Origin of the sequence: Bacillus sp. FJAT-27231 (assembly GCF_001183975.1) — a bacterium.
GTDB lineage: Bacteria > Bacillota > Bacilli > Bacillales > Domibacillaceae > Pseudobacillus > Pseudobacillus wudalianchiensis.
In genome coordinates, this window is record NZ_LFZU01000001.1 from 3,142,650 (window position 1) to 3,168,062 (window position 25,413).

The 25,413-nt window shown below is 42.8% G+C and carries 25 protein-coding genes; 9 read left to right on the forward strand and 16 right to left on the reverse strand.

The genetic code is table 11. The features are described 5' to 3' along the window. Positions 1-174 precede the first annotated feature (174 nt). The 4 genes from AC623_RS15065 to AC623_RS15080 all read right to left on the reverse strand — a co-directional run bounded on the left by AC623_RS15065 (position 175) and on the right by AC623_RS15080 (position 5,590). On the reverse strand, positions 175-3,216 hold the full coding sequence (locus AC623_RS15065; RefSeq protein WP_053104155.1) for a DNA translocase FtsK: 3,042 nt from the start codon (positions 3,214-3,216) through the stop codon (positions 175-177). Positions 3,217-3,366: 150 nt separating this feature from the next. Continuing rightward, the gene (locus tag AC623_RS15070) at positions 3,367-4,176 is read right to left on the reverse strand and encodes a DUF1444 domain-containing protein (RefSeq protein ID WP_049663828.1); all 810 of its coding nucleotides are present in this window, start codon (positions 4,174-4,176) and stop codon (positions 3,367-3,369) included. Positions 4,177-4,260: 84 nt separating this feature from the next. Continuing rightward, positions 4,261-4,572, reverse strand: a complete 312-nt coding sequence (locus AC623_RS15075; protein WP_049663830.1) for a thioredoxin family protein — start codon at positions 4,570-4,572, stop codon at positions 4,261-4,263. Between the two features lie 499 nt (positions 4,573-5,071). Further along, positions 5,072-5,590, reverse strand: coding sequence for a DUF84 family protein (locus tag AC623_RS15080; RefSeq protein WP_049663832.1), 519 nt, complete (start codon positions 5,588-5,590; stop codon positions 5,072-5,074). Between the two features lie 165 nt (positions 5,591-5,755). Here AC623_RS15080 and AC623_RS15085 point away from each other — a divergent pair, with 165 nt between their 5' ends. Then, on the forward strand, positions 5,756-6,625 hold the full coding sequence (locus AC623_RS15085; RefSeq protein ID WP_197090979.1) for a hypothetical protein: 870 nt from the start codon (positions 5,756-5,758) through the stop codon (positions 6,623-6,625). Between the two features lie 89 nt (positions 6,626-6,714). On the opposite strand, the gene AC623_RS15090 is transcribed toward AC623_RS15085, so the two are convergent. After that, positions 6,715-7,788, reverse strand: a complete 1,074-nt coding sequence (locus AC623_RS15090; RefSeq protein ID WP_049663834.1) for a M42 family metallopeptidase — start codon at positions 7,786-7,788, stop codon at positions 6,715-6,717. 163 nt (positions 7,789-7,951) lie between these two features. Between AC623_RS15090 and AC623_RS15095 the strand changes: the two genes are divergently transcribed. Continuing rightward, positions 7,952-8,272 (forward strand): PepSY domain-containing protein, encoded by a 321-nt coding sequence (locus AC623_RS15095; RefSeq protein WP_049663836.1) that lies wholly within the window; start codon positions 7,952-7,954, stop codon positions 8,270-8,272. 126 nt (positions 8,273-8,398) lie between these two features. On the opposite strand, the gene AC623_RS15100 is transcribed toward AC623_RS15095, so the two are convergent. Further along, the gene (locus tag AC623_RS15100; RefSeq protein WP_049663838.1) at positions 8,399-9,256 is read right to left on the reverse strand and encodes a YtnP family quorum-quenching lactonase; all 858 of its coding nucleotides are present in this window, start codon (positions 9,254-9,256) and stop codon (positions 8,399-8,401) included. A gap of 150 nt (positions 9,257-9,406) precedes the next feature. On the opposite strand from AC623_RS15100, the gene AC623_RS15105 reads away from it, so the two are divergent. Next, positions 9,407-9,982, forward strand: a complete 576-nt coding sequence (locus tag AC623_RS15105) for a YhcN/YlaJ family sporulation lipoprotein (protein WP_053104157.1) — start codon at positions 9,407-9,409, stop codon at positions 9,980-9,982. Between the two features lie 75 nt (positions 9,983-10,057). On the opposite strand, the gene trmB is transcribed toward AC623_RS15105, so the two are convergent. From trmB to thpR, 4 genes are all read right to left on the reverse strand, one after another. Then, positions 10,058-10,699 (reverse strand): tRNA (guanosine(46)-N7)-methyltransferase TrmB, encoded by a 642-nt coding sequence (trmB, locus tag AC623_RS15110; RefSeq protein WP_049663841.1) that lies wholly within the window; start codon positions 10,697-10,699, stop codon positions 10,058-10,060. Positions 10,700-10,756: 57 nt separating this feature from the next. Then, a complete protein-coding gene (locus tag AC623_RS15115) occupies positions 10,757-11,533 on the reverse strand; it encodes a phosphotransferase family protein (RefSeq protein ID WP_049663843.1) in 777 nt (258 codons plus the stop codon). Between the two features lie 228 nt (positions 11,534-11,761). Next, on the reverse strand, positions 11,762-12,736 hold the full coding sequence (locus AC623_RS15120) for an NERD domain-containing protein (RefSeq protein WP_049663845.1): 975 nt from the start codon (positions 12,734-12,736) through the stop codon (positions 11,762-11,764). Between the two features lie 6 nt (positions 12,737-12,742). Beyond that, positions 12,743-13,303: an RNA 2',3'-cyclic phosphodiesterase gene (thpR, locus tag AC623_RS15125; protein ID WP_049663846.1), complete on the reverse strand. Its 561-nt coding sequence runs from the start codon at positions 13,301-13,303 to the stop codon at positions 12,743-12,745. A gap of 163 nt (positions 13,304-13,466) precedes the next feature. Between thpR and cysK the strand changes: the two genes are divergently transcribed. After that, the gene (cysK, locus tag AC623_RS15130; RefSeq protein WP_049663849.1) at positions 13,467-14,396 is read left to right on the forward strand and encodes a cysteine synthase A; all 930 of its coding nucleotides are present in this window, start codon (positions 13,467-13,469) and stop codon (positions 14,394-14,396) included. Positions 14,397-14,516: 120 nt separating this feature from the next. Here cysK and pepV read toward each other — a convergent pair whose 3' ends face one another. After that, positions 14,517-15,941 (reverse strand): dipeptidase PepV, encoded by a 1,425-nt coding sequence (gene pepV, locus AC623_RS15135; RefSeq protein ID WP_049663852.1) that lies wholly within the window; start codon positions 15,939-15,941, stop codon positions 14,517-14,519. A gap of 415 nt (positions 15,942-16,356) precedes the next feature. Between pepV and AC623_RS15140 the strand changes: the two genes are divergently transcribed. Next, a complete protein-coding gene (locus AC623_RS15140; protein ID WP_041097857.1) occupies positions 16,357-16,578 on the forward strand; it encodes a DeoR family transcriptional regulator in 222 nt (73 codons plus the stop codon). 69 nt (positions 16,579-16,647) lie between these two features. Here AC623_RS15140 and AC623_RS15145 read toward each other — a convergent pair whose 3' ends face one another. From AC623_RS15145 to AC623_RS15155, 3 genes are all read right to left on the reverse strand, one after another. Beyond that, positions 16,648-17,367 carry a pseudouridine synthase gene (locus AC623_RS15145; protein WP_049663855.1) on the reverse strand — a complete coding sequence of 240 codons (720 nt, stop codon included), beginning with the start codon at positions 17,365-17,367 and terminating at the stop codon, positions 16,648-16,650. Positions 17,368-17,388: 21 nt separating this feature from the next. Continuing rightward, entirely contained in the window at positions 17,389-18,291 is a 903-nt protein-coding gene (locus AC623_RS15150) for a DMT family transporter (RefSeq protein ID WP_049663856.1), read from the reverse strand. A gap of 72 nt (positions 18,292-18,363) precedes the next feature. Further along, positions 18,364-19,983 (reverse strand): putative polysaccharide biosynthesis protein, encoded by a 1,620-nt coding sequence (locus AC623_RS15155; protein WP_049663858.1) that lies wholly within the window; start codon positions 19,981-19,983, stop codon positions 18,364-18,366. 180 nt (positions 19,984-20,163) lie between these two features. Between AC623_RS15155 and AC623_RS15160 the strand changes: the two genes are divergently transcribed. From AC623_RS15160 to AC623_RS15175, 4 genes are all read left to right on the forward strand, one after another. Then, positions 20,164-20,589: a MarR family winged helix-turn-helix transcriptional regulator gene (locus AC623_RS15160; RefSeq protein WP_049663860.1), complete on the forward strand. Its 426-nt coding sequence runs from the start codon at positions 20,164-20,166 to the stop codon at positions 20,587-20,589. 67 nt (positions 20,590-20,656) lie between these two features. Continuing rightward, a complete protein-coding gene (locus AC623_RS15165) occupies positions 20,657-21,313 on the forward strand; it encodes an HlyD family secretion protein (RefSeq protein ID WP_049663861.1) in 657 nt (218 codons plus the stop codon). A 13-nt stretch (positions 21,314-21,326) separates the two neighbouring features. Further along, positions 21,327-23,096 carry a DHA2 family efflux MFS transporter permease subunit gene (locus AC623_RS15170; protein ID WP_049663863.1) on the forward strand — a complete coding sequence of 590 codons (1,770 nt, stop codon included), beginning with the start codon at positions 21,327-21,329 and terminating at the stop codon, positions 23,094-23,096. A gap of 286 nt (positions 23,097-23,382) precedes the next feature. After that, positions 23,383-24,636 (forward strand): NAD(P)/FAD-dependent oxidoreductase, encoded by a 1,254-nt coding sequence (locus AC623_RS15175; RefSeq protein ID WP_049663865.1) that lies wholly within the window; start codon positions 23,383-23,385, stop codon positions 24,634-24,636. Between the two features lie 35 nt (positions 24,637-24,671). On the opposite strand, the gene AC623_RS21175 is transcribed toward AC623_RS15175, so the two are convergent. Both AC623_RS21175 and AC623_RS15180 read right to left on the reverse strand, forming a co-directional pair. Beyond that, positions 24,672-24,827 (reverse strand): YpzG family protein, encoded by a 156-nt coding sequence (locus tag AC623_RS21175; protein ID WP_077247147.1) that lies wholly within the window; start codon positions 24,825-24,827, stop codon positions 24,672-24,674. Between the two features lie 270 nt (positions 24,828-25,097). Further along, on the reverse strand, positions 25,098-25,403 hold the full coding sequence (locus tag AC623_RS15180; protein WP_049663868.1) for a rhodanese-like domain-containing protein: 306 nt from the start codon (positions 25,401-25,403) through the stop codon (positions 25,098-25,100). Positions 25,404-25,413 lie beyond the last annotated feature (10 nt).

A 25,413-nucleotide genomic window follows, 5' to 3' on the forward strand; every position in this document is an offset into this window, starting at 1 on the left:
CATTATATGTATTTTAAGCCGTTTTGCCCTTTTATAGACGACGGACAGTTAGCATTTTACATTGAAACATTATAACACTTTTTTGAGCGGCTGACTATGCAGCCTTTTGCTCCTTATGAAAAAAGGGAGGCTGCATGCAAGCGTTGCCTCCACATATTTCCTCAAAAGGGAATATCAGTTTGCATTTGAATCATGAAGTGTTTGCAATTCCTCTTCTGTTAAAAGAACTTCTCGCGGTCGGCCAGCCCGTTGTCCAGATACGAATCCTTGCGTTTCCATCATCTCGATTAATCGTGCGGCCCGATTATAGCCAATTTTAAAATGACGCTGTAAAAGCGATGTAGACGCGCCTCCCTGTTGAACGACAAATTCACAGGCTTCTGGAAAAAGTTCATCTTCCGTTTCTGAAATGGCGGCTTTTTGTAAAAGCTCTTCCTGCTCAAATAAATAATTGGGCTCTTGTTCTTTGCGCACATGCGCGACGATAGTATCAATTTCATCATCAGACACAAATGTACCTTGCAAGCGGACCGTTTCTGATGCTCCATTGTTTAAAAAGAGCATATCTCCACGGCCGAGCAGCTTTTCTGCACCACCTGTATCAATGATTGTACGTGAGTCTACCTGTGAGGACACCGAGAAGGCAATCCTCGTTGGGATATTCGCTTTAATTAAACCAGTAATAACGTCAACAGAAGGACGCTGTGTAGCGACAATTAAATGAATACCACATGCCCGAGCTTTCTGAGCAATCCGGCAAATCGCCTCTTCTACATCAGCTGGCGACATCATCATTAAATCTGCCAGCTCATCAATAATAATCACAATATAAGGCAGGTGCTCACTTTTTCTTCCATGCTCCGCTGCTTTCTCATTGTATTTCGTAATATCCCGAACGCCGGCATGAACAAATAATTCATAGCGCCGTTCCATTTCCTCCACTGCCCACTTCAAAGCAGCTGTTGCCGCTTTTACATCGGTAATGACAGGGCTGACTAAGTGAGGAATGCCATTGTAAGGAGCCAGTTCTACCATTTTAGGGTCGATCAGCATCAATTTTAGCTCATGCGGAGCTGCTTTATATAAAAGACTAACAAGGATCGAATTGATACAGACACTTTTCCCTGAACCAGTCGCTCCCGCAATTAAGCCATGCGGCATTTTCTTTAAATCGAGCACAACCGGCTCACCAGAAATGTCAAGGCCGAGCGCCGATGTAAGCGGCGAAGCATTCTCTTTAAATGCCTGACTCGAAATAATTTCGCTAATTTGCACAGGACGGCCCTCTTTATTTGGCACTTCAATCCCAATCACTTGTGTGCCCGGGATCGGCGCCTCAATTCGAATATTCCGTGCAGCAAGACTTCGTTTAATATCATCTGTTAAATTGGTAATCTTGCTTACCTTCACGCCTCGCTCCGGCTCTACTTCAAACCTGGTGACGGATGGCCCGACAGTCACATTTACAACCGAAGCCTTTACGTTAAAGTTCTTGAAGGTTTCATTTAATACCTCACTTTGGGCATCTACGAACTCCCCGCTCATTTCTTTTACAACAGGAGGAGCTAAGTAGTCCTCGTAAGGAAACACGTAATATTCGGGTTCAGAGCGATCCTCGCTGTCTGCTGCAGGCACCTCAGGCTCCGTCGGTTGCAGTAAGGTATCTTCTACCCTTTCTTCAACATGGCAAATAACGTCGCTTGCTTCTGCAACAGCCGGCTCTTCCGGCAGCTTGGACGGTTCTTCCTTTCTTTGTTTCCATAATTCCCGGTCTTGCTTCAGCATAAGAACATTAAATGGTGTTTGCTTTCTCTTGCGGCTTCTTTCCTCTGCTCGAGACACTCTTTTTTCTTCTGGCAGTTTTCCATCTGGATTTTCCGGCGGAGCTGGCTTTTCTGTTATTTCAACTTGTACAGCTCCTTCCTCTACCAACGAAGCAGCGGATTCTTCTTTGTATATTAGGTCTGCTGGTTTTGCAGCTGCCTCTTCTTCCTTGTATACCGATTCTGCCGGTCTCGCAGCCATTTCTTCTTTGTACACCGGTTCCGCTGTTCTCGCAGCTGCTTCTTCTTTGTGTACCGGTTCTACTGGTCTGACAGCTGCCTCTTCTTCCTTGTATACCGATTCTGTCGGTCTCGCAGCCATTTCTTCTTTGTACACCGGTTCCGCTAGTCTCGCAGTTGCTTCTTCTTTGTGTACCGGTTCCACTGGTCTGGCAGCTGCCTCTTCTTCCTTGTATACCGATTCTGTCGGTCTCGCAGCCATTTCTTCTTTGTACACCGGTTCCGCTGGTCTCGCAGCTGCTTCTTCTTTGTGTACCGATTCTACTGGTCTGACAGCTGCCTCTTCTTCCTTATATACCGACTCTGTCGGTCTCATAGCTACCTGTTCTTCTTTGGATGCCAGTTCTGCTAGTCTCACAGCTGCTTCTTCTTTGTATACCGGTTCTGCTGGTTTTGCAGCTACTTCTTCGTATACTGATTCTGCTGGTTTCGCAGCTATCTCTTCTTTTGCAAATGATGAAACAGCTTCTACATCAAAAGCTTTTTTCTTTTCCTCTGATTTGAATAAAAGCAATGGTTCTTCTTTTTCCGGTAATGTTGGTGCTGGCTCTTCCTGTTTAGCTGAATCAGCTGCTGTAAATATCACTTTTTCTTCCTTATCGATTTTTATTGTTTCCGCCTCTACTTTTTCTTTAGAAACAGGTAGACTCTCTTCTTCTCTAGCAGCAACTGGAGTTACTTCGACTTGATCATACGGTTCCTCCCTATCTTCCGCCTTGTTTTTCGGCCGTTTTTGAAAGCCGTATATAGGGGATGGGACCTCTGTAGGCTTAAAAGGCCCAGGAGAGACTTTGTAAGTTGGAATTGGTTTAGTCGGCTGTTTAGCACGCGGCTCTTCTTTCTTTACAGAACCGTGCTCTTGTTCCGGGCTATTGCCGAGGAACTCTTGTTTTTCCAAACGTACCTTTCTTTCCCGTCGGGGCTGAATGGCCTCCTGTCTACGGCCTCGTAATTCTCTTGAAGGGTAGCGATAAGCTATTCTAGTTTTCATTTCCTGTGACTCTTGCAGCCGTTCAGAGGACAAAGAAAAATCCGGCTGTTCGGCTGTTCTTTGCAGAGTCACTTCTTTTTGTTGAAGCAGCTCAACCGGCTGTTCAACTTCTTCATCTATTTCTTCACGAAACAATCCGATTATTCTCTTAAAAAAACTCATTAAAATCACCTTTTCTTTTTAAAATCCCTTCTTATTTTAACAGCTTTTTCCGCTAGGATGATAGCAAATAAAGACATTTGAGACTTTTGCACCGAAAAGCACAAAAACCTTGAAAGCGTCTATCCACTTTCAAGGTTTTTTACATACCGCTTATTTATTTTCTCGTTCAACCGCTCGATTCTTCGCCATAATAAAGATCGGTTCTAGCGTTCCTTCTTCATAAATGAAAGAAAGAGCGGTAATGGGAACATGGCCGCCTGTGAAAAAGCTCATCGTCATTTGAGCCAGCACATCATAACCTGTTTCATTACGAATATCTCCAATAATGAGTACATCGCCGTGTGGAACGGCTACCGTCATTTCCCCCTGTACCTGCTCCGCCATTTCTTTTAGAAACTTATCATTTAAAATTCGGCTGGCGTCATAGCCGTCGTTCGTATTGAGGAAATAAAAGATGCTGCCTGCTACTTCGTCTCGTTTTACGTTTGTTGGCAAAGAACGCAGATTAAAGCGCGCCATTTCACGAAGCCGTTCTTTTGTCCAGCCTTCTTTTTTCATTAATCGCTCATCAATCAAACGATAGGTCTTTCCAAGATCGAGTGCATAATAAATATTTGTTTCTGCTGTATGTTCATCAATAAAAAACGGCACTCCTTCTTCCACTTCCTTAGGAAATGAAGTAGAGCGAATAACAGGGAAAATATTCTTTTCCTGATCCGATAAAGAATGATCTGTGCCCATGACAGCTAATGCTTCTTCTACATAGTAGATAACCTCATCAATGGCTTTTTCTTTTTTCTCATGCCATTTAGCCACAATACCTGGCAATGAAACGGTTATCCCTTTTCCAGATTCTTCATTTTCAATTCGCAGCTCGTCTTTTTCTCTGTCAAATAAAAACGAACGATTTTCCTGCTGTAACCGTTCTTCAAGAATACGTCTTAATTTTTTCGAGTCCACCATTTCTCTCCTTTCTCAAGAAAGACGCCTGGTTAGCCGGCTGTTAAGGTAATAGGCTGTGCCGGTGAACCAGACGGATATGCTTTATAGTCTTTCGATAAACTGCTCGATCTCTTCCTTTGTCTTCCGATTTTTGCTAACAAAACGGCCAAGCTCTTCGCCGTTTTGGAAGGCAACAAAACTTGGTATACCAAAGATATCCATACTGATACATAAATCAAGAAAATCGTCCCGATCTACATAAATAAAAGTATATTCATTATATTTTTCTTCGATTTCTGGCAGTACCGGTTCAATCACCCGGCAGTCCGGGCACCAATCAGCAGAAAATAAAAAGATATGCTTCCCTGATTCTTTTAATTGCTGGAATTCTTCCATTGATGCTAGTTTCTTCACCCTTACTTCCCTCCCATTGAAATGGTCATTTAGCTGAGGTTGACCAGCCTTTCTTTCTCATAGTTTCAGATATGAGTAAGCTTATCATAAGGGGTGCCGCAAATGAAGCAGAAAGTCTTACAGAAACACCCTTGTCTCAAAGCTCATGGCCGAAAAGATCTTCATCTGTTAAATCATCGTATGAACAATGCCAATGGTGCCACAGCATAAGCTTCCTGCTAATCCGCCGGGCGTGATCCCTTTTTTCAGCCAATAGGCTTCCAAAATCATTTTTCCTTACACCTTTTGGCTAGTGAGAAGACCTTGGCAGCTTGTTTTTGCGACAAAGGAAGCAGCTACCAGGCTGTTTACAAACGCTCGCTTTCTTCGTTGCTCGCCTGCCTGCGGTGCTCATGACCCTGCTGATCACTCCGCTCCTCGTCAGGTCTCGCGCCTCGAAAGACAAACGTTTTCAACTAGCCTGAGGGATTGAACATAGACTTTGTCTACACTCTGGCACTTACTTCTTATTTATTAACAAAAATTGTCCTAACAGTAATTTTGCCACATGAAGAAACATTTCATCCCTCGTGACAAGTCCGTTTGTAAAAACGCCAATAGCCCCTTCGTGCTGGCGGATTTCTTCGCGGGCAGTAAATCGCTCCATAACAGGGCCAAGCTCTTCGCCGCTGCGAAGTTGTTCAGCTATCGTTGGGGGCAGTAAAATCCTAGCTCCTCCTGCTGTTATAATAACCTGCTCTTCAACAGCAAGCGCTCCCCAGTTGCACAAAAACAGGCCTGCGTCTGTTTCCATGACTCCGCCTTCAAGGCCGATCCCGATATCAGCATTCGCTTCTGTTAGAGCATTTTTGGCCCGGTTGACGGCTCCCTGCCTCGTTTCTTCATCGGAAAACGGCTGTTCACTTACGTTAGACGGAACCGATATACTCTCTATTTCTGCTTGTAAGCCGGCCGCTTCAACCGCTTTCTCCAAAGCTAGCTTTTTTGCTCTATTTAATGAACCAATAGCAATTCTCAAGTGATCCCTTCTTTCTTTTATAAAAGGCTGTATTCAAGATGAATATAGCCTTGTGAAAACATCATCACTACAAATTATAAGACGGGAATAAATTTCAAACAACTTCACGATCTTTGAGTATTCGTCTCCGGTATTGCTAATAAGATGGATTAAGGAGGAATGACAGTGGATACTGAAGATTTATGGATGGGAGGCTTTTTTCAAAAAGAAATCAAGAAAACAGCTAATTACCCTCAGCTCCGCGGGGAAGATACAAACCAGAAATATTTTCGTCCCTCCCGCCTGCCCGCTTTGAACACTCGCGTTCGTTCGTTTACTTTTTTTAATCCATACTACACAAAACCTCCAGAGGACATCCAGTTGCCTTCTACTTTAACGGCTGCACCGGAGGATACAATTTTAAATTATTTTAGCGTATTGCGAGAAGCAGCCTATTTTTCTGAAGGAGAAGGAGGAGGTTGCGGCACAGTAGGAATGGCAGCCATCCCTTATCCAGTCGCTTACCAATTTCTTGATAAAGAATATCAAAAGAGAGTGAGCTATGAAAAATTCTTTCACTCTTTCCGCGGAATCGGCCATATTACTTTAATTAAATTAAATAAGGTGAAAACTTCGCATTATTTTGTTGAGCTAGAGACGATTGAAGGAAGCGCGAAGGACGTTACTTTTTTTGCTTATTATTACGGTTTTATAACGGTTATAAAAGAAAAGGAATCGTATAAAATTCACGATATGACCTTTCACGGTGAAGACTTTCTATGTGCACCTTATCATGGATGGGATCACGAAGCGGAGGCAGTCGTAGACGTTAAATACGGTGAATGGTGCAAGCTTGTAAAGAAGAGATACCCTACTTATAAAAATAATTATGTGAAACATATTTATGTTCACGGGACAGACGGCCACGATTACCTGTTCGTATTTTTTGAATTAACCAATGGCACAGATGTGGAAATCGCTCAATTTAAAAGGAGAGCCAATGGGAGGTGGATACCGATAAAAATAGATCCTGAGAAATGCCTCAAGCAACGATAGAAGGTGAATTTACTGAGTCTTTCCAGCAAGCTAAGACCTGCTTCACTGAGGGCAGGTCTTAGACTGTTTTCATCTATCTTGTACTTTACTCAACTTCCTGCCTTTAACGAAGCAACTGTCGCTTTGTCACTTGTTTTTACAAGACGAACAAGCAATTCTTTTGCTGCAGCATAATCATCTACATGAATGATGGAAGCGTGTGTATGAATATAGCGTGAACAAATGCCAATAACGGCGCTTGGCACCCCTTGATTAGACGTATGAACACGTCCCGCATCTGTCCCTCCCTGCGAAACAAAGTATTGATAAGGGATATTGTGGCTTTCCGCTGTATCTAAGATAAATTCCCTCATACCGCGGTGAGTCACCATCGTTCTGTCAAAAATACGCAGGAGTGCTCCTTTGCCGAGCTGGCCAAATTCTTTTTTATCCCCCGATGCGTCATTTGCAGGACTGGCATCAAGAGCATAGAAAATATCGGGCTTAATCATTTCAGCCGCTGTTTGGGCGCCGCGCAGGCCGACTTCCTCTTGTACAGTTGCACCAGAATAAAGCGTATTCGGCAGCTTTTCCCCCTTCAGCTCTTTCAGCAATTCAATCGCAAGCCCGCATCCGTAACGGTTGTCCCACGCCTTAGCCAGGATTTTCTTCTCGTTCGCCATTGGCGTGAAAGGAGATACCGGCAGGATAGACTGCCCCGGCTTAATGCCGATTTTCTTCGCATCTTCTTTGTCATCGGCTCCAATATCAATGAGCATATTTTTTATCTCCATCGGTTTTTTGCGCTGTTCTTCACTTAATAAGTGAGGAGGGATTGAGCCAATAACCCCGATAACAGGACCGTTGTTCGTCATAATTTGTACACGCTGAGCGAGCAGGACCTGTCCCCACCAGCCGCCAAGAGGTTGAAACCGAATCATTCCATTGTCAGTAATTTGAGTAACCATAAAGCCCACTTCATCCATATGGCCAGCCACCATCACAACAGGCTCATGATCTTCTCCTTTTCTTACGCCAAAAATACTGCCTAGACCATCTTGCACAATGTCATCGGCGTACATTTCTAACTGTGTACGCATAAATCGGCGCACGTCATGCTCGTTTCCAGGAGCCCCCGGCAGTTCGGTTAACGTCTTAAAGAGTTCTAGCGTTTCTTTATTCATGCTCTAATCTCCTTTTCAAGTCTCGATTGCCTTCATTCTACAGAAAATTGGACTAGACTTCCAGTTTGACTATGACGATTTTCTGAACATGAAAGACAGAAGTTTCAGCATTTTTCAAATTAAGGTATACTTATATCAATCTATAAAAATAGGGGTGAAAAATATGAATACGAATTGGGGTACATTTATTTTAGGAGCAGTTGCAGGTGCTGCAGGTGCCGTACTCGTACAGCAAAGTTTAACAAAGACTACATACGTCTCCGCGGAAAGAGCATTAAAAGAAGTGAAAGAAGCATTTAAATCAGAAGGCACGATCGATGGATCTTGGATTAAAATGAAGCCAGAACCAATCAAGAAAGTCGGCATGGACAAAATGGTATACAAAGGCGGAGTTTCCCGCACCATTGGCCAAGAAAGAGAGCAATTTGAATTTATTGCTGACTCTAAAACCGGCGCCATTATGGACGTATATAGAACTTATTAAGCCGAAGCTGCTTTTTGACACTCTCAGGCTGATGGAATGTTTTACCTTTCAGGACCTGAACTTAATGGAAAGTGAACGTTTATTAACAGCCTGAGGGCTGTCCTTAATAGGCAGCCCTTTTGATCATTAATTTTCAACAGCCGCTTTTTCTCTCTTTACTGCCTCGATCATCTCTCCGTGTTCATTCCACTTCACTGCACGGTATACAGCATCATGATAAAAGAAAAACCAAGCGTTTCTTTCCATTCCTTCCGGCAGCCATTTTTGTTTAGCTGCAATCGAATCCATTGGATAATCATCATACGCCAGTACCCATAGCACATTTTGGTGGGCATGTGTCGGCATCAGATCTGCCATATGAATGAGCCATTCTCCGTTACGCTCCATTGTAATAATCGAATGACCGTTACTGTGGCCGCCTGTATGAATCATTTTGACTCCTTTAATTGGCTCGATCTCTTCCTTATAGGTTTGAACTTGCTCCTCAATTGCTTCCCAATTTTCCTTCCAATACGTGTTTTTAGAACGAATATTAGGGTTTCTCATCTCATCCCATTCGATTTCTGATGTATAAATGACAGCATTCGGAAAAGCAGGCACAAGCTTGTCCCCTGTCCGTTTTGTTAATCCGAGTGCATGGTCAAAATGCATGTGAGTCATTAGAATGATATCGATATCGGCAGGCGTGATGCCTAATTCAGCCAATCCTTCTTCCACCTTTGATTCTTCATGCACTCCATAATTGCGAATCTGCTTATCGGTTAACCGGCCGTTTCCAATTCCCGCTTCAATTAGAATATTCTTTCCATCCATTTGAAAAAAAATAGGATCCGTTCGTAATGTCACTTGATTCTTTTCATTACTGTCGTATTTTTTTGACCACAATGGCTTCGGCACCACCCCAAACATGGCGCCTCCATCCATGTTGGTTACCCCGCCATTTAACCATGTTAATGTTAAGCCCCCCACTTTTAGTTCTTCCAATTTATAATCCCCCCTTCATGTATACGCATTCATTGTAACATTTCTTAGAATATTGTGTCATTTGATGGAATGACTGCAAACGGTTAGATGAATAATTCCTTCCTGTTCTGCTCAACTTAAAGGTGTACATTAACGAAAGGAGTCTATCTCATGATAAAGCTAAGATATATGATCATTGCATTTTTACCGTTTGTTTTGTTATTCGGATGTAACAAGACAAATTCAGTGGATGAACGCCAAGGCATAGATATTGAAAATGCTCGATATAACCCTCCAAATAATCAAACGTTTGATGGGGATCGAAATGATCGGAATAATCAAAGCCGTACGCTCACTACTGATGATAACAACGGTAACAACATGGTTAACGACAACAATAACAACAATAACAACGGCATGGAAGTATCGGATCAGGCAGAGAGCCAATTGGAGAAGTTAAAAGAAGTACGCGCCGCTAAAGTAATTGTCACGGATCATACTGCCTATGCAGCGGTAATGCTGAATAATGGAAATCAAGACAAACTGACTAACCAGCTTGAAGACAAAATCGCGAATGAAGTAAGAAAATCGGATCGCAGCGTTCAAAAGGTATACGTATCAGCCAATCCGGATTTCATGCAGCGGATGCGGGATTATGGAGATCGGCTCAATGCAGGTCATCCAGTAGCAGGATTATTTGATGAATTTACAGAAACGGTACGCCGAGTATTCCCAGATGCCCGTTAAAGTAATTCCTATCCTAAAAAAAGATGTCTTAGCAGATTGAACCTGCTAAGACATCTTTTTGCACTTTAAAGAGCACTATGAACGAAACTGCGCTTCTACCCTATAAATCCGCTGGCCCCTCTGGGAAAATTTCTCTTCATATTCTGTCATAATATTGCCTTCATAATCACTCTTGTGAAGATCGAGACTTAAGAATGTAAGCAGCATTCCATAAGCAGAAAAGCTTTGCAGAGAGTATTCAAATAAGCCTTGATTATCTGTTTTAAAATGAATTTCTCCACCATCCGGCATAATATCCTCATACAGCTTTAAAAACGATCGATACGTCAAACGCCGTTTTTCATGACGTTTTTTCGGCCATGGGTCTGAAAAATTCAAATAAACGCGGCTAACATCTCCCTTGGCAAAATACTGGTCAAGATTTTTAGCATCTACGTTTAACAACTTCACATTCGGAAGCTCTGCTTCAATAAGCCGGTCTAAAGCCGTCACAATGACACTTTCATACAGCTCGATTCCGAGAAAGTTAACGTCCGGATGAGCTTTTGCCATTTCCGTAACAAATTGGCCTTTCCCCGTTCCTACTTCAATGTACAACGGGTTATCATTATTAAACACCTGTTTCCAATCGCCTTTATGATCTTCCGGCTTTGGAACAATATATTGCGGGTAGGCCTCGATTTTTTCCCGAGCCCACGGTTTATGTCTTAATCGCATTCTGGCACCTCATTAAAAAATGTTTCGTTCAAACCATATCACGCTTATCCGTTACATTCAAGAAAGAATATGCGCTAAGTCACGAAAGCCTTCTTTCACCTCTCGGCTGCGGCCTGTTTCTTTATTCCATTGGAGCGATAAAAGCGTCTGGGCTAATACATACCACTTCATTCGTAAGCCTAGATGCGGAGTGTAGACGAGGCCATACTGAGCGAGCCAGCTTTCCCACTGGCTTTCCTCAATGTATGTATACAGCATCATCCCCAGATCAACAGCCGGATCGGCAATTAACGCTCCATCCCAATCAATTAAGTATAGCTCATCTTCATCTGATAATAACCAATTATTATGATTAATATCTCCGTGGCAAACAACATACTCTCCATGGCCAACCTCGGAAAGCCGGCTTCGAAGGAATCGAAAGGCCCTTTGGACATCTTCATCACTTTGTATTTCCTCATCAAGCTGCCGTTCAATCTCTGCTAGGATCATCTCAGGTTCTACCGGCTCTTTTCCAAGCTTTTCAAGCATGGACAACAACGGCTGGGAAGAATGAATCTTACTCATTAGCCTCGCTACCCGGCTATCTCCCATCTCTATTGGAGCAAGCTCACGACCTTTGAGCCAATGCTGAGCTGTAATGACATCTCCGTTTTCCAGTCGTTTTGTCCAGATCAGCTTCGGAACAATCCCTTCAACCGACAAAACCGCCAAAAAAGGAGACGAATTTCTTTTTAAGAATAATTGCTGTCCTCCATGCTTGGCCGCATAAGCCTTTCCGGTTGCTCCGCCGGCTGGAGTGATTTCCCAATCTTGTCCAAGTAAGTGTTCCACCGTTAGTCACCTTCATTTTTGTTGGGCTTCTTTCGCACCCGAATAAAAAAGACAGCTATCGATTCTTCCTACAATAGCTATCTTCGTACTATGACAGGCTGCATTTTTTATTCTGTCATCTACGCGTTCATTTTAAAAGTTATCTAATATTTTATCACGAAATAGTTTCTTCGGCTAGGTATTTCGCGCATGCTTATGAATAGACATTTGATGAAGAAGATACTTTTTTTATTCTTTCTTATCCTCCGCCTCATTCATAAACAAAAATCCAGGGTCTTCATCCCATTCTGGCCGTCGGACACTCGTTGTTTTCCCAAAGTCGAGAATGCTTTTCGCTGCTTTCAATTGAATATTTTTTAACGGAGAAGGCATGCTTCTCATACGATTAAACCAATCTGGAAAAGTTCGGCTGTCTATGATGTCCAGCCCATACGGCGCGCCTGGGTAATCAATGAACCCATTACGGGAGACGATCGCTTTTTTTACCGGAAAGTCAAGCTCCTGCAATTGAAATAAATTCTTTACTACAGCTTCCATCCGGCTCATTGCGAGCATTGGACTCAGGACTCTTCCTTCCTCCTTCCCGCTTCTCTTAAGCCAAAAATGCTCTGTAGAACCAACGTACACGGCTTGTTCTTCCTCTTCCAAAAATGTCAAACACCAGGCTTCCGTTGGGGCTAATAAAATGACATCCAGTTCCATCGGCGCCTTTTTCAACTGAAGAACAGGCTCATACAACAAAAGAAAGCTGTCCGGCAGTCTTTGCAGGAAAAACCTTAACCGCTCATCATGAAAATATCTTGGGTCAATATACGATTTTTCCCGTACGGTTGAGCTGGCCCATTTCACTTGAAAAGTAAATAACTGTTCGAGAAACTGCTGTTTTAATTCCTCTAAGTTAGCCGCTGAGCTAACTTGAATCGTTTCAAACAGGGACTGCTCTTCTTCTGCAGTAGCAGCTTCCTCGTCTTTGCCAAACCGGAAAAGGGACTTTAGTTTATGTACCATTCCTGGTTCTTCGGCTTCTTCCTCGGCCTCCTCAATCGTCAGGGTATCCAGCTCCTCTTTCCAGCGATTCCGCTCCCAGAATTGCCGCATGCTTTCCCACTGTTGTTTTTTAAGCCGGGCAAACTGGGCCGGATAATGAAAAACGTCTGTTTCATATCTAGAAATGTAATCCTGTAGCTTAATCAACTGCGCCATGTTTCTTTATTCCTTTCCCTCACCTTTATGTAATTCTATTTTTTCCTTTATTTTATATTTCGGACTCCTATCCAAATAAGTTTCGTATAAAACAACAGATTCTGCTAAAAAATTTTCCTTTAGCTCTAATGGCGGCAATTGAAAAGACGTTTCCCCCTTCCATTTTCTAGCGATTGTAATGTGAGGACGAAACGGTCTGTTGTCAAGAGTAAACCCTGCTTCTCGACATGCTGCACTTACAGTTGCCTGTAATTGATTGAGACGGCTTTCCTCTTGCACGCCCGCCCAGAAAATACGCGGCTCTGTCTTTTTACCAAAAAAACCGAGATGGTCAATGACGAGAGGAAAGGCTTCTATTTCTTTTTCTTTTATAAAAGAAGCCATAAGTGAAATAGCCTTCTGAAGCGGCTCTTCTTCTGCTGCTCCTAGAAAAGCCAACGTCAGATGTAAATCTTGCTCATGAACAAAACGAGCAAATGGAAGCTGCTGCTCTTGGATCCTTTGATGAAGATCCTGTTTTAATTCCAATGGCAGAGGAAGGGCAAAGAAATAATGATTACGACTCATGTCAGCTACCCCTTTATCAGTGATTTTCCCTCTATTCTACCAAACGCGTTGGATGTTTCCAAATCGAAAAAAAAACGTATATTCCTATCTGTATTGATTGGATTAATACGAATTAATATGCTAATAATAGAAGTAAGAAAAATGGATGGAAGGATGAACAACAGTGAAAACCGTTAACAACATTGCTGAGTTAATCGGGGACACTCCCCTTGTAAAATTAAACCGTTTAGCCTCTGAACAGGGAGCGGATGTATATTTAAAGCTGGAATTTTTTAATCCAAGTAAAAGTGTAAAAGACCGGGCTGCCTATAACATGATCGCAGAGGCCGAAAAAGCCGGTTTGCTAAAGCCAGGAGCGACTATTATCGAACCAACGAGCGGCAATACGGGCATCGGGCTTGCTATGAATGCCGCAGCTAGAGGCTATAAAGCTATTTTAGTGATGCCTGATACGATGACAAAAGAACGAATTAACCTTTTAAAAGCGTACGGGGCAGAAGTGGTACTGACACCAGGCGATGAAAAAATGCCCGGCTCGATTCGAAAAGCAGAAGAGCTTGCAAAAGAGATTCCTAATAGCTTTGTTCCGATGCAATTTGATAATCCGGCTAACCCGGATGCCCACCGGAAAACAACAGCAGTAGAAATTTTGGAGGCTGTAAAGCAAATCGGCAAGAACCTCGGGGCTTTTGTCGCTACAGCTGGCACAGGCGGCACTATTACCGGGACAGGTGAAGTATTAAAAGAACAGATTCCCGACTTAAAAGTTCACGTAGTAGAGCCTGCTGGTTCTCCTGTCTTATCCGGCGGCAAACCAGGTAAGCATAAGCTCGTTGGCACAAGCCCTGGCTTTATTCCAAATACACTGCATGAAGATGTGTACGATTATATTTATAAAATTGAAGATGAGGATGCCTATGAAACGGTGCATCGTCTCGCCCGTGAAGAAGGAATCCTCGTAGGTCCTTCATCAGGTGCCGCTTGCTATGCCGCTATCCAAACAGCGAAAACCTTAACGAAAGACGATATTGTCGTATGCATCGCCTGTGATACAGGTGAGCGCTACTTATCAAGTGATTTATTCCAGTCATAATAAAAACGCCCTTCCAACTGGTGGAAGGGCGTTTTTATTTGGTTCTCAGGTCAGTATTTAAAGTTTTTTGGTCAGTAAACTCCCGGTATTGGCCAGTAACCTTCCCAAAAACATAAGTAATTATTTTTCTCCTGCTAGCTCCCAAATAGTTTGAGCATAAATAGCGGTCGCTTTTAGCAAGTCCTCAATAAACATGTATTCATCTTTTTGATGGGCAACGTCCTCCCGTCCAGGGAACAGTGCGCCAAATGCCACTCCTGTTTTTAAACTGCGGGCATAGGTGCCTCCTCCAATAGATAAAAGCTCTGCTTTCTCTCCCGTTTGTTCCTCGTACACTTTACAAAGCGTCTGAATGAATGGATGATTTTGGTCGACATGATGTGGAGGACTGTCGGAAAAATTCTCAATCTTGAAGCGCTCCTCAGCCAGACGTTCGGTTAACAACGCTTTTTGCTCCTCTAGTTGAAACGTAACAGGATAACGCATATTCAAACCAAGTCTTCCTCCAGTATCTTCATGAAATGCCAGCTTCCCTACATTGATGGTTAAGTCACCCGTTATTTTATCGCTATAGTCTATCCCTAACTTTCTTCCACGGGATTCTTCGAAGAAAAACCGGCTCGTGAACTGAAAAAAGTGAGCCGCTTTTTTATCAAGTTCTCTGCCAGCTAAGAACTCTGCCAAATAAAGGCCGGCATTTTTCCCAAGATCTGGCTCCATCCCATGAGCAGAAACACCTTTCAATTCTAAAATTAACCTTCCATTGTCAATATAGGAGCGGTCATCCAATCCATGCTCATCGACAAACGCCCGGTAGCTTTGAATCACTTCTGTCTGTCCGCGGTTCACGGTTACCGCGGCTTTTGCATAATCAGGTACCATATTATATCTTCTGCCTGCTTCAAAAGAGTGAACAATGATGTCACCAGAGCGCCCCTGGGTAAGCTCATCAGACTGTTGAACAACGTCAAAATCAGCAATTCCTTTTTCTGCAAAGATGATTGGAAAGTCTGCATCCGGAGCAAAACCGACAGCTGGCATTTCTTCTTTTTCAAAATAACGATCCACACAACGCCATTCGCTTTCCTCGTCCGTACCGATAATCATTCGTACTCGCTTATGTAAAGGCAAACCAAGCTCTTTCACAATTTTCATGGCATAGTAAGCAGCCATTGTCGGTCCTTTGTCATCGATAGCCCCTCGTCCAAATATCTTTCCATCCTTTATTTCTCCACCAAACGGATCGGTTGTCCAGCCGTCTCCTTCTGGTACAACATCCACGTGACACAAAATACCAACAAGTTCTTCTCCCGTTCCGAACTCTACATGACCAGCTAGATTGTCCACATTTTTTTCTGTAAATCCATCTTTCTGCCCGAGGTTCAGCATAAAATCAAGTGCTTCTTTTACCTGTTCGCCAAGTGGAGCATCTGGGGTCCCTCTTTTTTCATCAAGCACACTTTTGATGGCGATTAGAGACTGCAAATCCTGCAAAAGCTCTTCTTTCCTCTTTTCTACTTCAGCCTGCCAATTTATTTCTTGCATGTATATTTCCTCCTATCCATCTTTTTCTTTATTTTACCTTTATTGTCCCTAAAAAAGAATAAATACCTCTTCATTCGCCAGCTCTGTTAAAAATGAATACTTTTAATCCTTGATTGGAGCGGAAAGCGCCCGTCTGCAGGAAAAGCAACCATTCAAACTAACAATAAAAGTTTCTCTCTAATTGTTAGTTTTATAAAAAAAAGGGTACATACTATATGAAGAATCATGAATTTAAGTATTTTTTCTAGAAAAATGAATATAAATGAGGTAAAATACAATTGTCAGACATCTTATATCTCTAGTAAAGGAGTTGTCTGCGACACATTAACTACATATGTACCGGGAAGCATACCGCTTCTCTATAAACCGTCGTCTGTTGTATTGCCTCTGTGAAAAAAGATGAGGGAGTGGTTATTTGAAACCTTCAACAAATCGGATGCTAAATCGGATCAAATCAGTCTATATGTTTATTAAAGAAAACGGGACTGTTTCGACTCAGGAAATCGTGGATGAATTTGGTATCACTCCTCGCACCATTCAAAGAGATTTGAATGTGTTAGCTTACAACGACTTGGTCATTAGCCCAAGCCGTGGCAAGTGGACAACGACACAAAAGAAAGTTCGAATGACGTCATGAACAAGCCCCTGCCTGAATTGGCAAGGGCTTTTTTTGTTATAGGCTTTGTTAGCCATAAATGCTTTGCTGTTACTCTTTCCCGGCACCTTTTAAAAGCGCTACCTCTTCCTCCGTCAGCTCCCGATACTCGCCAAGATCGAGTTCTTCATCAAGCTGAAGCGGCCCCATAGAAATCCGCTGTAAGTAGACGACTCTCTTGCCAACAGCTTCAAACATTCTTTTTACTTGATGAAACTTTCCTTCTGTAATAGTGAGCTCAATATCTGAACGCAGACCGCTTTTTAAAATAGTTAATTCACCCGGCTTTGTTATATATCCATCGTCGAGCGTCACACCTTTCCGAAAAGCTTCACGGTCCTCTTCTGTTACTTCACCGTCAATAACGGCAAAATACGTTTTCGGCACATGCTTTTTAGGAGAAAGCAACTGATGAGCAAGCACACCGTCGGTTGTTAACAGCAGCAAGCCTTCCGTGTCTTTATCAAGACGGCCGACTGGAAACGGATTAAATACAGCATGTTCAGCTTCCAGTAAATCAACAACCGTTTCCTCCCTCGTATCTTCTGTTGCTGAAATCACACCTGGTGGTTTATTCATCATTAAATAAATAAACTCACGATAAAACACTTCTTCCTCATAGAGCATAATATGATCGTTCGTTGGGTCGACATGCTGTTTAGCATCTTTGATTACTTCTCCATTGACTGTAACCGCTCCAGCCTTTAACAGCTGCTTCACTTCCTTGCGGCTTCCATGGCCTATATTTGCCAATAATTTATCAATCCTCATCCCAATCCTCCGTTCCTTTTATTACTTCGCTCGAGATAACATTAATACCGTTATGATAATACAAGCCGTTCCAAACCACTCGCCAAAACCGAATGGAACGCCCAATAAAAAGACAGACAAAAAGACGGCAGACAGCGGTTCAGCACAAGCGAGCAGGCTTGTTTCTGATGCCCGTAAATAATGAAGGCTCTCCACATAAAAGTAAAAAGCTAATAAGGTGCCAAACACAATCACAAAGCTCACTCCGGCTACTGTCGCCAAGGAAATAGTCCCTTCAAATTTCCAAGGAGGATGGATAAAGCTGAATGCTACCCCGGCTACTGTCATGGCCCATCCAACTACTAAAATGGATCCCCATCTTTTCAACAATTCGAGCGGGTGCAGCGTATAAAAAGTAAGGGCTACTGCCGAGCTCAATCCCCACACTAATGCTTTCCCGGAAATCGTCAGCTCGTTTAGGTTTCCGCCTGTTACTAAAAAGAACGTTCCCAATACAGATAAAAGAACAGCGATGATCTCCTTGGATGCCGGCCTTGCTTTTGAACGAATAGCGAGATAGAGTACAATCAACACCGGAGCTAGATATTGAAGTACGGTCGCGGTCGCGGCATTTCCACTTTTAATCGCTGCGAAAAAAGTATATTGCACACCAAGCATGCCAAGCAGACTAAAAAGAACAAGAGACGGCCAACTGAAGCGGTCCCTCCACATATCAAAGATTGCTTTCTTTTCTTTTATCGCCGCGAAGAGGAGCAAGAGCAAGCCCGCTAGCAGCAATCTCGCTGTTACAAGCCATTCTACCCCAACTCCCTGCTTTTGAAAAAGAAACTGGGCGATCACACCTGATGCACCCCAAAATAAGGAACTGGCGAGAACCATAATAATTCCCTTTGTTCGTGATGGATAGGCAAGCTCTTTTTCCATATTTCTCCTCCTCTCTTTTTAATAAGAAAAGCAGTTTCCTTTAAAAGGAAGCCTGCTTTTCTCGTCCATCATTCAAGCTTTTGCTTTTCTAAATTTATTTTTTATCCGATCAAGCCTTGCGCCAAGCAAGTCATTCGCCAAACCAGTCCGGAAGCTTAAGAAGAAATAAACGACTGCTCCGACTGTCGCACAAATCGCGATCAAAAGCGTACTCTGAATTTTGCTATCGATAGCAAAGAGCGGATGGAGAACAACATACACACCAAACACGACAGCTGCCATAATCAAATTAAATAAGGTAATCTGACCGATCTTCCCTCCGATAGACCGAAGCGAGTAACCGGCATAGTATCTAATCACAAGCAGGTTAATAATAATGGAAGCACCGTATCCGATCGCTGTTGCGTAAATAGCGCCTTCCCCTTGGAACAATTTAATAAGCGGAATATTAAGCGCAAATTTTAACAGAATACCGAACAGCAGGCTCAGCACAGTGAAGCGCTGTTCATTGATTCCTTGTAAAATAGCAGCAGTTACGGTAAAGAGAGCGAACAAGATCGCAACAGGCGCATAAGTCCGTAAAATATCTGTACCTAGACTGCTATGTTCATAAAAGGCTGTATAAAAAGGCTCGGCCAGCAGCATAATACCTACAACAGCCGGAACAGTTAAAAACAAGAGCACTTGAAACGTCTGATCTAGCTGCCTTTTTACCTTATCGGCTTCACCCGATACGAAAGAGCTGGTAACGAGCGGCACAAGCGTCATGGCAAAAGCCGTTGCTAACGAAACAGGAATAATAACAATTTTTTGCGTACTGAAATTGACGATTCCGAAAACTGTATCCGCTACTTTTGCCTGTCCGATGGCTGACATCGCTCGGTTAAATGTCACTGTATCAACAAGCTGATAAAGCGGAATGGCAATCCCAACGAAAATAAACGGAATGGCATAGACGACGATCTCGCTGTAAATATCGAACAGCTTCACCTCTACCTTGCTTTCGTCCTGCTTGAGCAGTTCATCCAAATGCTGTTTTCGCTTCTTCCAGTACCAAAACAGCACAAGCAAACCGAATACGGCTCCAACAAACGCAGCAAAGGTGGCAACGCCAATCGCTTCCACAACCGTCCCTTTTAATATGTTTAAAACGACATAAGCACCGGCAAGTAAAAAGACAATACGGGCAATTTGTTCAATAACTTGCGAGACAGCCGATGGCCCCATAGACTGATGCCCTTGGAAAAAGCCACGCATTAAACTCATAAACGGAACGATAATAAGAGCAAAGCTGACCGCACGAATAACATACGTTACTTCCTCTACCGTATAAATTTGTTGTTGGTCAACGATCATAATGCTCGCGAACCACGGAGCACAAGCATACATAATAAGAAATGACAAGAAGCCTGTAATGGACATAATCATAAGTCCCGATTTAAACAACCGACGGCCAACCGCATACTCACCAAGCGCATTATATTTGGCAATAAATTTAGATACAGCGAGCGGTACACCAGCTGTCGCTATACTGATGAAGATGGTATACGGCACATATCCATATTGATATAATGATGTCGCTTCTTCTCCAACAATCGAGTAAAATGGTATAACATAAAACAATCCGAGAAACTTTGAGATAAATGTTCCTAATGTTAAAATGAATGTTCCTCTAATCAACTTCGAAGACATAAAGATTCCCTTTCCATTCTTCTAAAATAAATGCAAATGCTAAAAATCAGTTTACCTCTTTCCTACCGTTCAAGCAATTTATTAAACAAAAATTTTATTATTTAACAAAGTAAATAGTTGACTTAGTTAAGTATTTTCTTTTAGAATAGGCTAGTGCAAAAAGCCGCAAGGAGGATGATCATGGAGAACAATCGGCACACGAAAGAGAAAATGAATGAACTGGCGGCTGTCCTACGGGCATCTTTCAGGTCATTTAAGCGTGAACTGTCGGTTATGATTGGTGATAAGCTTACAAATAACGAATACTCTGTTTTAAAGTTGCTCTCCTCTCCGGATGTAAAAACAGTCACAGAAATTTCAAAAGAGCTCAGTGTATCTGTCAGTCATATCACAAATTTAACGGACTCACTCGTTAAAAAAGAACTGATTAGGCGCCAACGTTCCACAACAGATAGAAGGATCGTTGAGATTTCCCTGACTGAAAAGGGGGCAGAACTCACCAATGAACTGAAAGAGAAAAACGTTGAGTTTCTATATGAAAAGTTTGGGCAGCTCACACCGGAAGAGCTCAACACATTCATTGAATTATTTAAAAAGATTCAATGATTTTTTTGATTAATAGTTAATAAAGTTAACTATTAATGTTATGAACATTTAAAGGAGTTGTATCGAAGTGAATGTAAAAAAGCTCATTTTTTTAAACATTTTAACGATTGTTATTTTAATCGGCGGCGGTTTTCTCGGTTATTACTTTTTCACTCAGACCAATAACTACGTAAAAACGGATAACGCCAAAATTGACGGCCAACAAATGGCAGTTGCTGCTCCAGCGGCTGGGAAGCTCGTAAGCTGGAATGCAGAATTCGGCAAGAAATACAGAGCTGGCACTAAGCTTGGTGAAGTTGAAACTCAGTCTCCTACTGGAACAGGCACAATAAAAGTTCCGGTTACTCTGCCACAAGATGGAACAATTGTTGAAGAAAAAGCTGTTAAAAACAGCATGGCGGCTGCAGGTACACCACTTGCTTATGCTTATGATTTAAATAACCTTTGGGTAACAGCAAATGTAGATGAAACAAAAGTTGAAGATCTTTCCGTTGGTGAAAAAGTAGATATTTATGTAGATGCGTATCCTGATACAACATTAACAGGAAAAGTGAAAAAAATTGGTCTTGCGACAGCGAATGTATTCTCTATGCTGCCATCAAGCAATTCAACAGCTAACTATACGAAAGTTACACAAGTCGTGCCGGTAACCATTTCAATTAACGATCAAAAATCATTGGATATCGTACCCGGCATGAATGTTTCCGTTCGCATTCACAAATAAGGAGGAGGGATAAATGGCATCAGCTTTTCTAATTGGTTACGTTATTTTATCCGTTATTGTGGTCGCTTTTGTTAATAAGCGTCTAGCCGCGAAACGCAGAAAAAAAGAAACAGCTTTGCCTGTTATAGAAGCAGAAACATCTCAACAAGCAGCTGTTGCTGTCCAGCAGGAAACCATCTCTTCGAAAACAATACAGCCTGAAAACATTCAGGAAGAAGCTCAGGAAGAAATAGGGGCTGAAGTAGCCCGTGAAATTCATTCTCCAGAAGAAGAACCTAAAAAGCGAACTGGAGCTGTTCTGGCCGTTTTATTATTCGGAATGTTTATTGCAATTTTAAACCAAACATTAATTAACGTGGCACTGCCCGTTATGATGAGCGACTTTAATGTATCAACAAGTACGGCTCAGTGGTTGATGACCGGCTTTATGCTTGTCAATGGGATCATGATCCCAATCAGTGCCTTTCTAATTCTAAAATACGGTTTTCGAAAGCTCTTTATTTTATCTATGCTTTCCTTTACAATTGGCTCTCTCATCTGTGCTGTTTCCGGAACATTCACAATCATGATGATCGGCCGTGTTATTCAAGCAATCGGTGCAGGTGTACTTATGCCGCTTGGAACAAATGTCTTTATGACGCTTTTCCCTCCAGAAAAGCGCGGAGCTGCCATGGGAACAATGGGGATTGCGATGATTCTTGCTCCCGCGATCGGCCCGACGCTTACGGGGTGGGTAATCCAGCATTATGAATGGAATCTTATGTTTTATGGCATGTTCATTCTCGGTATAGTGGATATCCTTCTGGCGACCCGCCTATTCCACCTTAAGAGTGAAACAGTTGATTTGAAACTTGATGTGTTCAGCCTTGTTACCTCTTCTATCGGATTTGGCGGTTTGCTATACGGCTTTAGTGAAGCCGGCAACAATGGATGGGATAGCGCAGAGGTTATCTTATCGATTATTATTGGGATTATCTCTCTCGTGATCTTTGTTTGGAAACAGCTTGTTTCAGAAACACCTATGCTTAACATGAATGTATTTAAATTTAATATGTTCACCTTTACCCTTCTGATCAACTCCATCATTACGATGGCATTGTTCGGCGGTATGCTGCTCTTGCCTGTTTATTTGCAAAATATCCGCGGGTTTACACCAATGGAATCAGGCTTATTGCTTCTTCCTGGTGCCTTGATTATGGGGCTGATGGGACCCATTGCCGGGAAGATATTCGATAAATACGGCATTCGCTGGCTTGCTGTGGTTGGATTGGCGATTACAACATATGGAACCTATGAATTTACCCATTTGACAGCCGACACTCCATACCGCAGCATTCTCATGATTTACATTTTGCGCTCATTTGGGATGTCCCTTATCATGATGCCGATTATGACAGCTGGAATGAACGTGCTGCCAATGAAGTTAATCGCTCACGGCACAGCGATGTCTAATACGATTCGCCAAGTTGCTGGCTCAATTGGAACAGCTTTTCTCGTTACGATTATGACGAGACAAAGTTCTTTCCATATGGCTGATTATGAAAACCAGGTTACGACGACGAATTCTTTTATTCAAAATAAAGTCGCTGCCTTAAGCCAAGCATTTGGCGGCGGAGAATCTGGTTATATGAAGTCTATTCTCACGCTGTATAGTGAAGGCATGAAACTGTCAACGATTAAAGGGATTAATGATGCCTTTGTCGTAGCTACCGTTTTGGCAGGTATTGCTCTGCTGCTCGCCTTCTTCCTGCCTTCTAAAAAGAAAGGAATAGCAAAACCTTAATGAATAGAACCCTCTAGCGGTTCTCTTTCAGGCTGTTGACAAACGCTCGCTTTCTTCGTTGCTCGCCTGTCTGCGGTGCTCATGACCCTGATGGTCACTCCGCTCCTCGCCAGGTTTCGCGTCTCGAAAGACAAACGCTTTCAATCAGCCTGACGGTATACAAAGTAGACTTTATTACAATCTTTGAAGAGAACCCCCTAGCGGTTCTCTTTTTTGTAATGATTGACAACTAGTGAATAAATCAACTACTATGAAAAGAATTGTTCAAGAAAGAAGGGTGTCCATAATGGAGTATGATGTAATTATCGTCGGCGGCGGTCCCTCCGGCTTAATGGCAGCGATTGCAGCAGGTGAGCAAAAAGCACGTGTATTACTTGTTGATAAAGGCAGCAAACTTGGACGGAAGCTCGCGATATCAGGCGGCGGCCGCTGCAATGTGACAAACCGTTTGCCTGTTGATGAGATTATTAAGCATATCCCCGGTAACGGGCGTTTTCTATATAGTGCCTTCTCCATTTTTAATAACGAAGACATCATTCGGTTCTTTGAAAACTTGGGTGTCGCTCTTAAAGAAGAAGATCATGGGCGTATGTTCCCAGTAAGCAATAAGGCCCAATCAGTCGTGGATGCCCTGCTTAACCGGATGAAGGAACTCCATATTGAGATTCGGGTCAATACAGCGGTAGCTGACCTTCTCTTTGAAAATGACCGTACGGCTGGAATTGTTTTACGGGATGGTCAAATTATCCGCAGCCACTCTGTTGTCATAGCGGCAGGCGGCAGCTCGGTTCCCCATACCGGGTCTACTGGCGATGCCTATCCGTGGGCAGAAAAAGCTGGCCACACCGTGACAGAGCTTTACCCGACTGAGGTGCCGGTCACTTCTGAAGAACCCTTTATTAAGGAGAAAAAACTGCAAGGGCTGTCACTTCGCGATGTAGCCGTCAGTGTCTTAAATCCTAAAGGCAAGCCCATTATCACTCATCGAATGGATATGATTTTTACCCATTTCGGCCTATCCGGGCCGGCAATCCTGCGCTGCAGTCAATTTGTCATCAAAGCACTCAAGAAAAGCAAAACAGGCGAAGTGTTTATGGCTATTGACAGCCTGCCTGATAAAAATGAAGAAAAATTATTTCAGGAAGTTCGCCAGCTGCTCGCTGACCATCCAAAAAAAGCAGTAAAAAATATCTTAAAGGGCTTGTTGCCTGAGCGTTATTTACTCTTTTTACTTGCCGAAGCGGGCATCGACGAAGAAATACCTGGCAACGGTGTCAGCACAGAAAAAATTCGACAGTTTGCTCACTTATGCAAGCAATTCCGCTTGGCCGTTAATGGCACGCTCCCGCTTGAAAAAGCCTTTGTAACGGGCGGCGGAATCTCGATTAAAGAAGTGGATCCGAAAACAATGGCTTCTAAGAAAATGCCCGGCTTATTTTTTTGCGGCGAAGTGCTCGACATCCATGGATATACAGGCGGTTACAATATTACTTCCGCCCTTATCACCGGCCGGCTTGCCGGTTTAAATGCAGCACAGTAAAAAAGCAGGGAAAGCTCCCTGCTTTTTACTTTATACTAACAAAACCGGTTTTCATTTGAGACGCTTTGGTTAATTCTTGTGCGCAACGACACCTCTGTGTGCCCGTTCACTTGTGAATTTGTCCGCTTCGGTCTCGTCCAATTATGGTGAAACTTCTGAGAGTTCGGATCAAGCCAATCTTTTCTGCTCATTACGCTCACCTCACCGGAAATTTGTAAAAGGATATTCACTCGCTGAATATCCTTTTTAGCATGTGTTAAATAGATCGAAGTATGACTGATTCTCAATATTTAACGCATAAGTCATGATATAAGCTTTTTAGTCCTGATATATTCTACCCGACTCTTGATATCGCCCACTTATCTATAGATATAGCCGCTCTCATTCCAGATAACATTAGCTGGATCATTCATTTTCCCACAAAAAACTGTCCCCTTATTAATAGGGGACAGCTGATCACTTTATTTTGTTTCTCCCGTCCATTCAAGCATGCCGCCTGTCATATTGCGGACCTTGAAACCTTGATCTTGCATATAGTAGCAGATGTTTTCACTGCGGCGGCCAGAACGGCAAACGAAAATGTATTCTTTGTCTTTATCAAACTGATCTAAATGCTCTGGAATAGTTCCCATGACGATGTGCTTAGCTTCTGGAATTTTTCCGCCAGCCACTTCCTCGTCTTCACGCACATCAACAATCTCTAATTTTTCTCTATTAGCTAGTTTTTGTTTCAATTCTTCTGGTGTAATTTGTGGAATTGGTTCCATATTCCCCACC

Coding starts and splice junctions, on each gene's coding strand:
- AC623_RS15180 (WP_049663868.1), bottom strand. CDS start 25,403: ATGGAACCAATTCCACAAATTACACCAGAAGAATTGAAACAAAAACTA.
- pepV (WP_049663852.1), bottom strand. CDS start 15,941: ATGCAAGAAATAAATTGGCAGGCTGAAGTAGAAAAGAGGAAAGAAGAG.
- AC623_RS15090 (WP_049663834.1), bottom strand. CDS start 7,788: ATGAATAAAGAAACGCTAGAACTCTTTAAGACGTTAACCGAACTGCCG.
- trmB (WP_049663841.1), bottom strand. CDS start 10,699: ATGCGATTAAGACATAAACCGTGGGCTCGGGAAAAAATCGAGGCCTAC.
- AC623_RS15170 (WP_049663863.1), top strand. CDS start 21,327: ATGGCATCAGCTTTTCTAATTGGTTACGTTATTTTATCCGTTATTGTG.
- AC623_RS15105 (WP_053104157.1), top strand. CDS start 9,407: ATGATAAAGCTAAGATATATGATCATTGCATTTTTACCGTTTGTTTTG.
- AC623_RS15065 (WP_053104155.1), bottom strand. CDS start 3,216: ATGAGTTTTTTTAAGAGAATAATCGGATTGTTTCGTGAAGAAATAGAT.
- thpR (WP_049663846.1), bottom strand. CDS start 13,303: ATGAGTCGTAATCATTATTTCTTTGCCCTTCCTCTGCCATTGGAATTA.
- AC623_RS15120 (WP_049663845.1), bottom strand. CDS start 12,736: ATGGCGCAGTTGATTAAGCTACAGGATTACATTTCTAGATATGAAACA.
- AC623_RS15155 (WP_049663858.1), bottom strand. CDS start 19,983: ATGTCTTCGAAGTTGATTAGAGGAACATTCATTTTAACATTAGGAACA.
- AC623_RS15175 (WP_049663865.1), top strand. CDS start 23,383: ATGGAGTATGATGTAATTATCGTCGGCGGCGGTCCCTCCGGCTTAATG.
- AC623_RS15160 (WP_049663860.1), top strand. CDS start 20,164: ATGGAGAACAATCGGCACACGAAAGAGAAAATGAATGAACTGGCGGCT.
- AC623_RS15095 (WP_049663836.1), top strand. CDS start 7,952: ATGAATACGAATTGGGGTACATTTATTTTAGGAGCAGTTGCAGGTGCT.
- AC623_RS15150 (WP_049663856.1), bottom strand. CDS start 18,291: ATGGAAAAAGAGCTTGCCTATCCATCACGAACAAAGGGAATTATTATG.
- AC623_RS15145 (WP_049663855.1), bottom strand. CDS start 17,367: ATGAGGATTGATAAATTATTGGCAAATATAGGCCATGGAAGCCGCAAG.
- AC623_RS21175 (WP_077247147.1), bottom strand. CDS start 24,827: ATGAGCAGAAAAGATTGGCTTGATCCGAACTCTCAGAAGTTTCACCAT.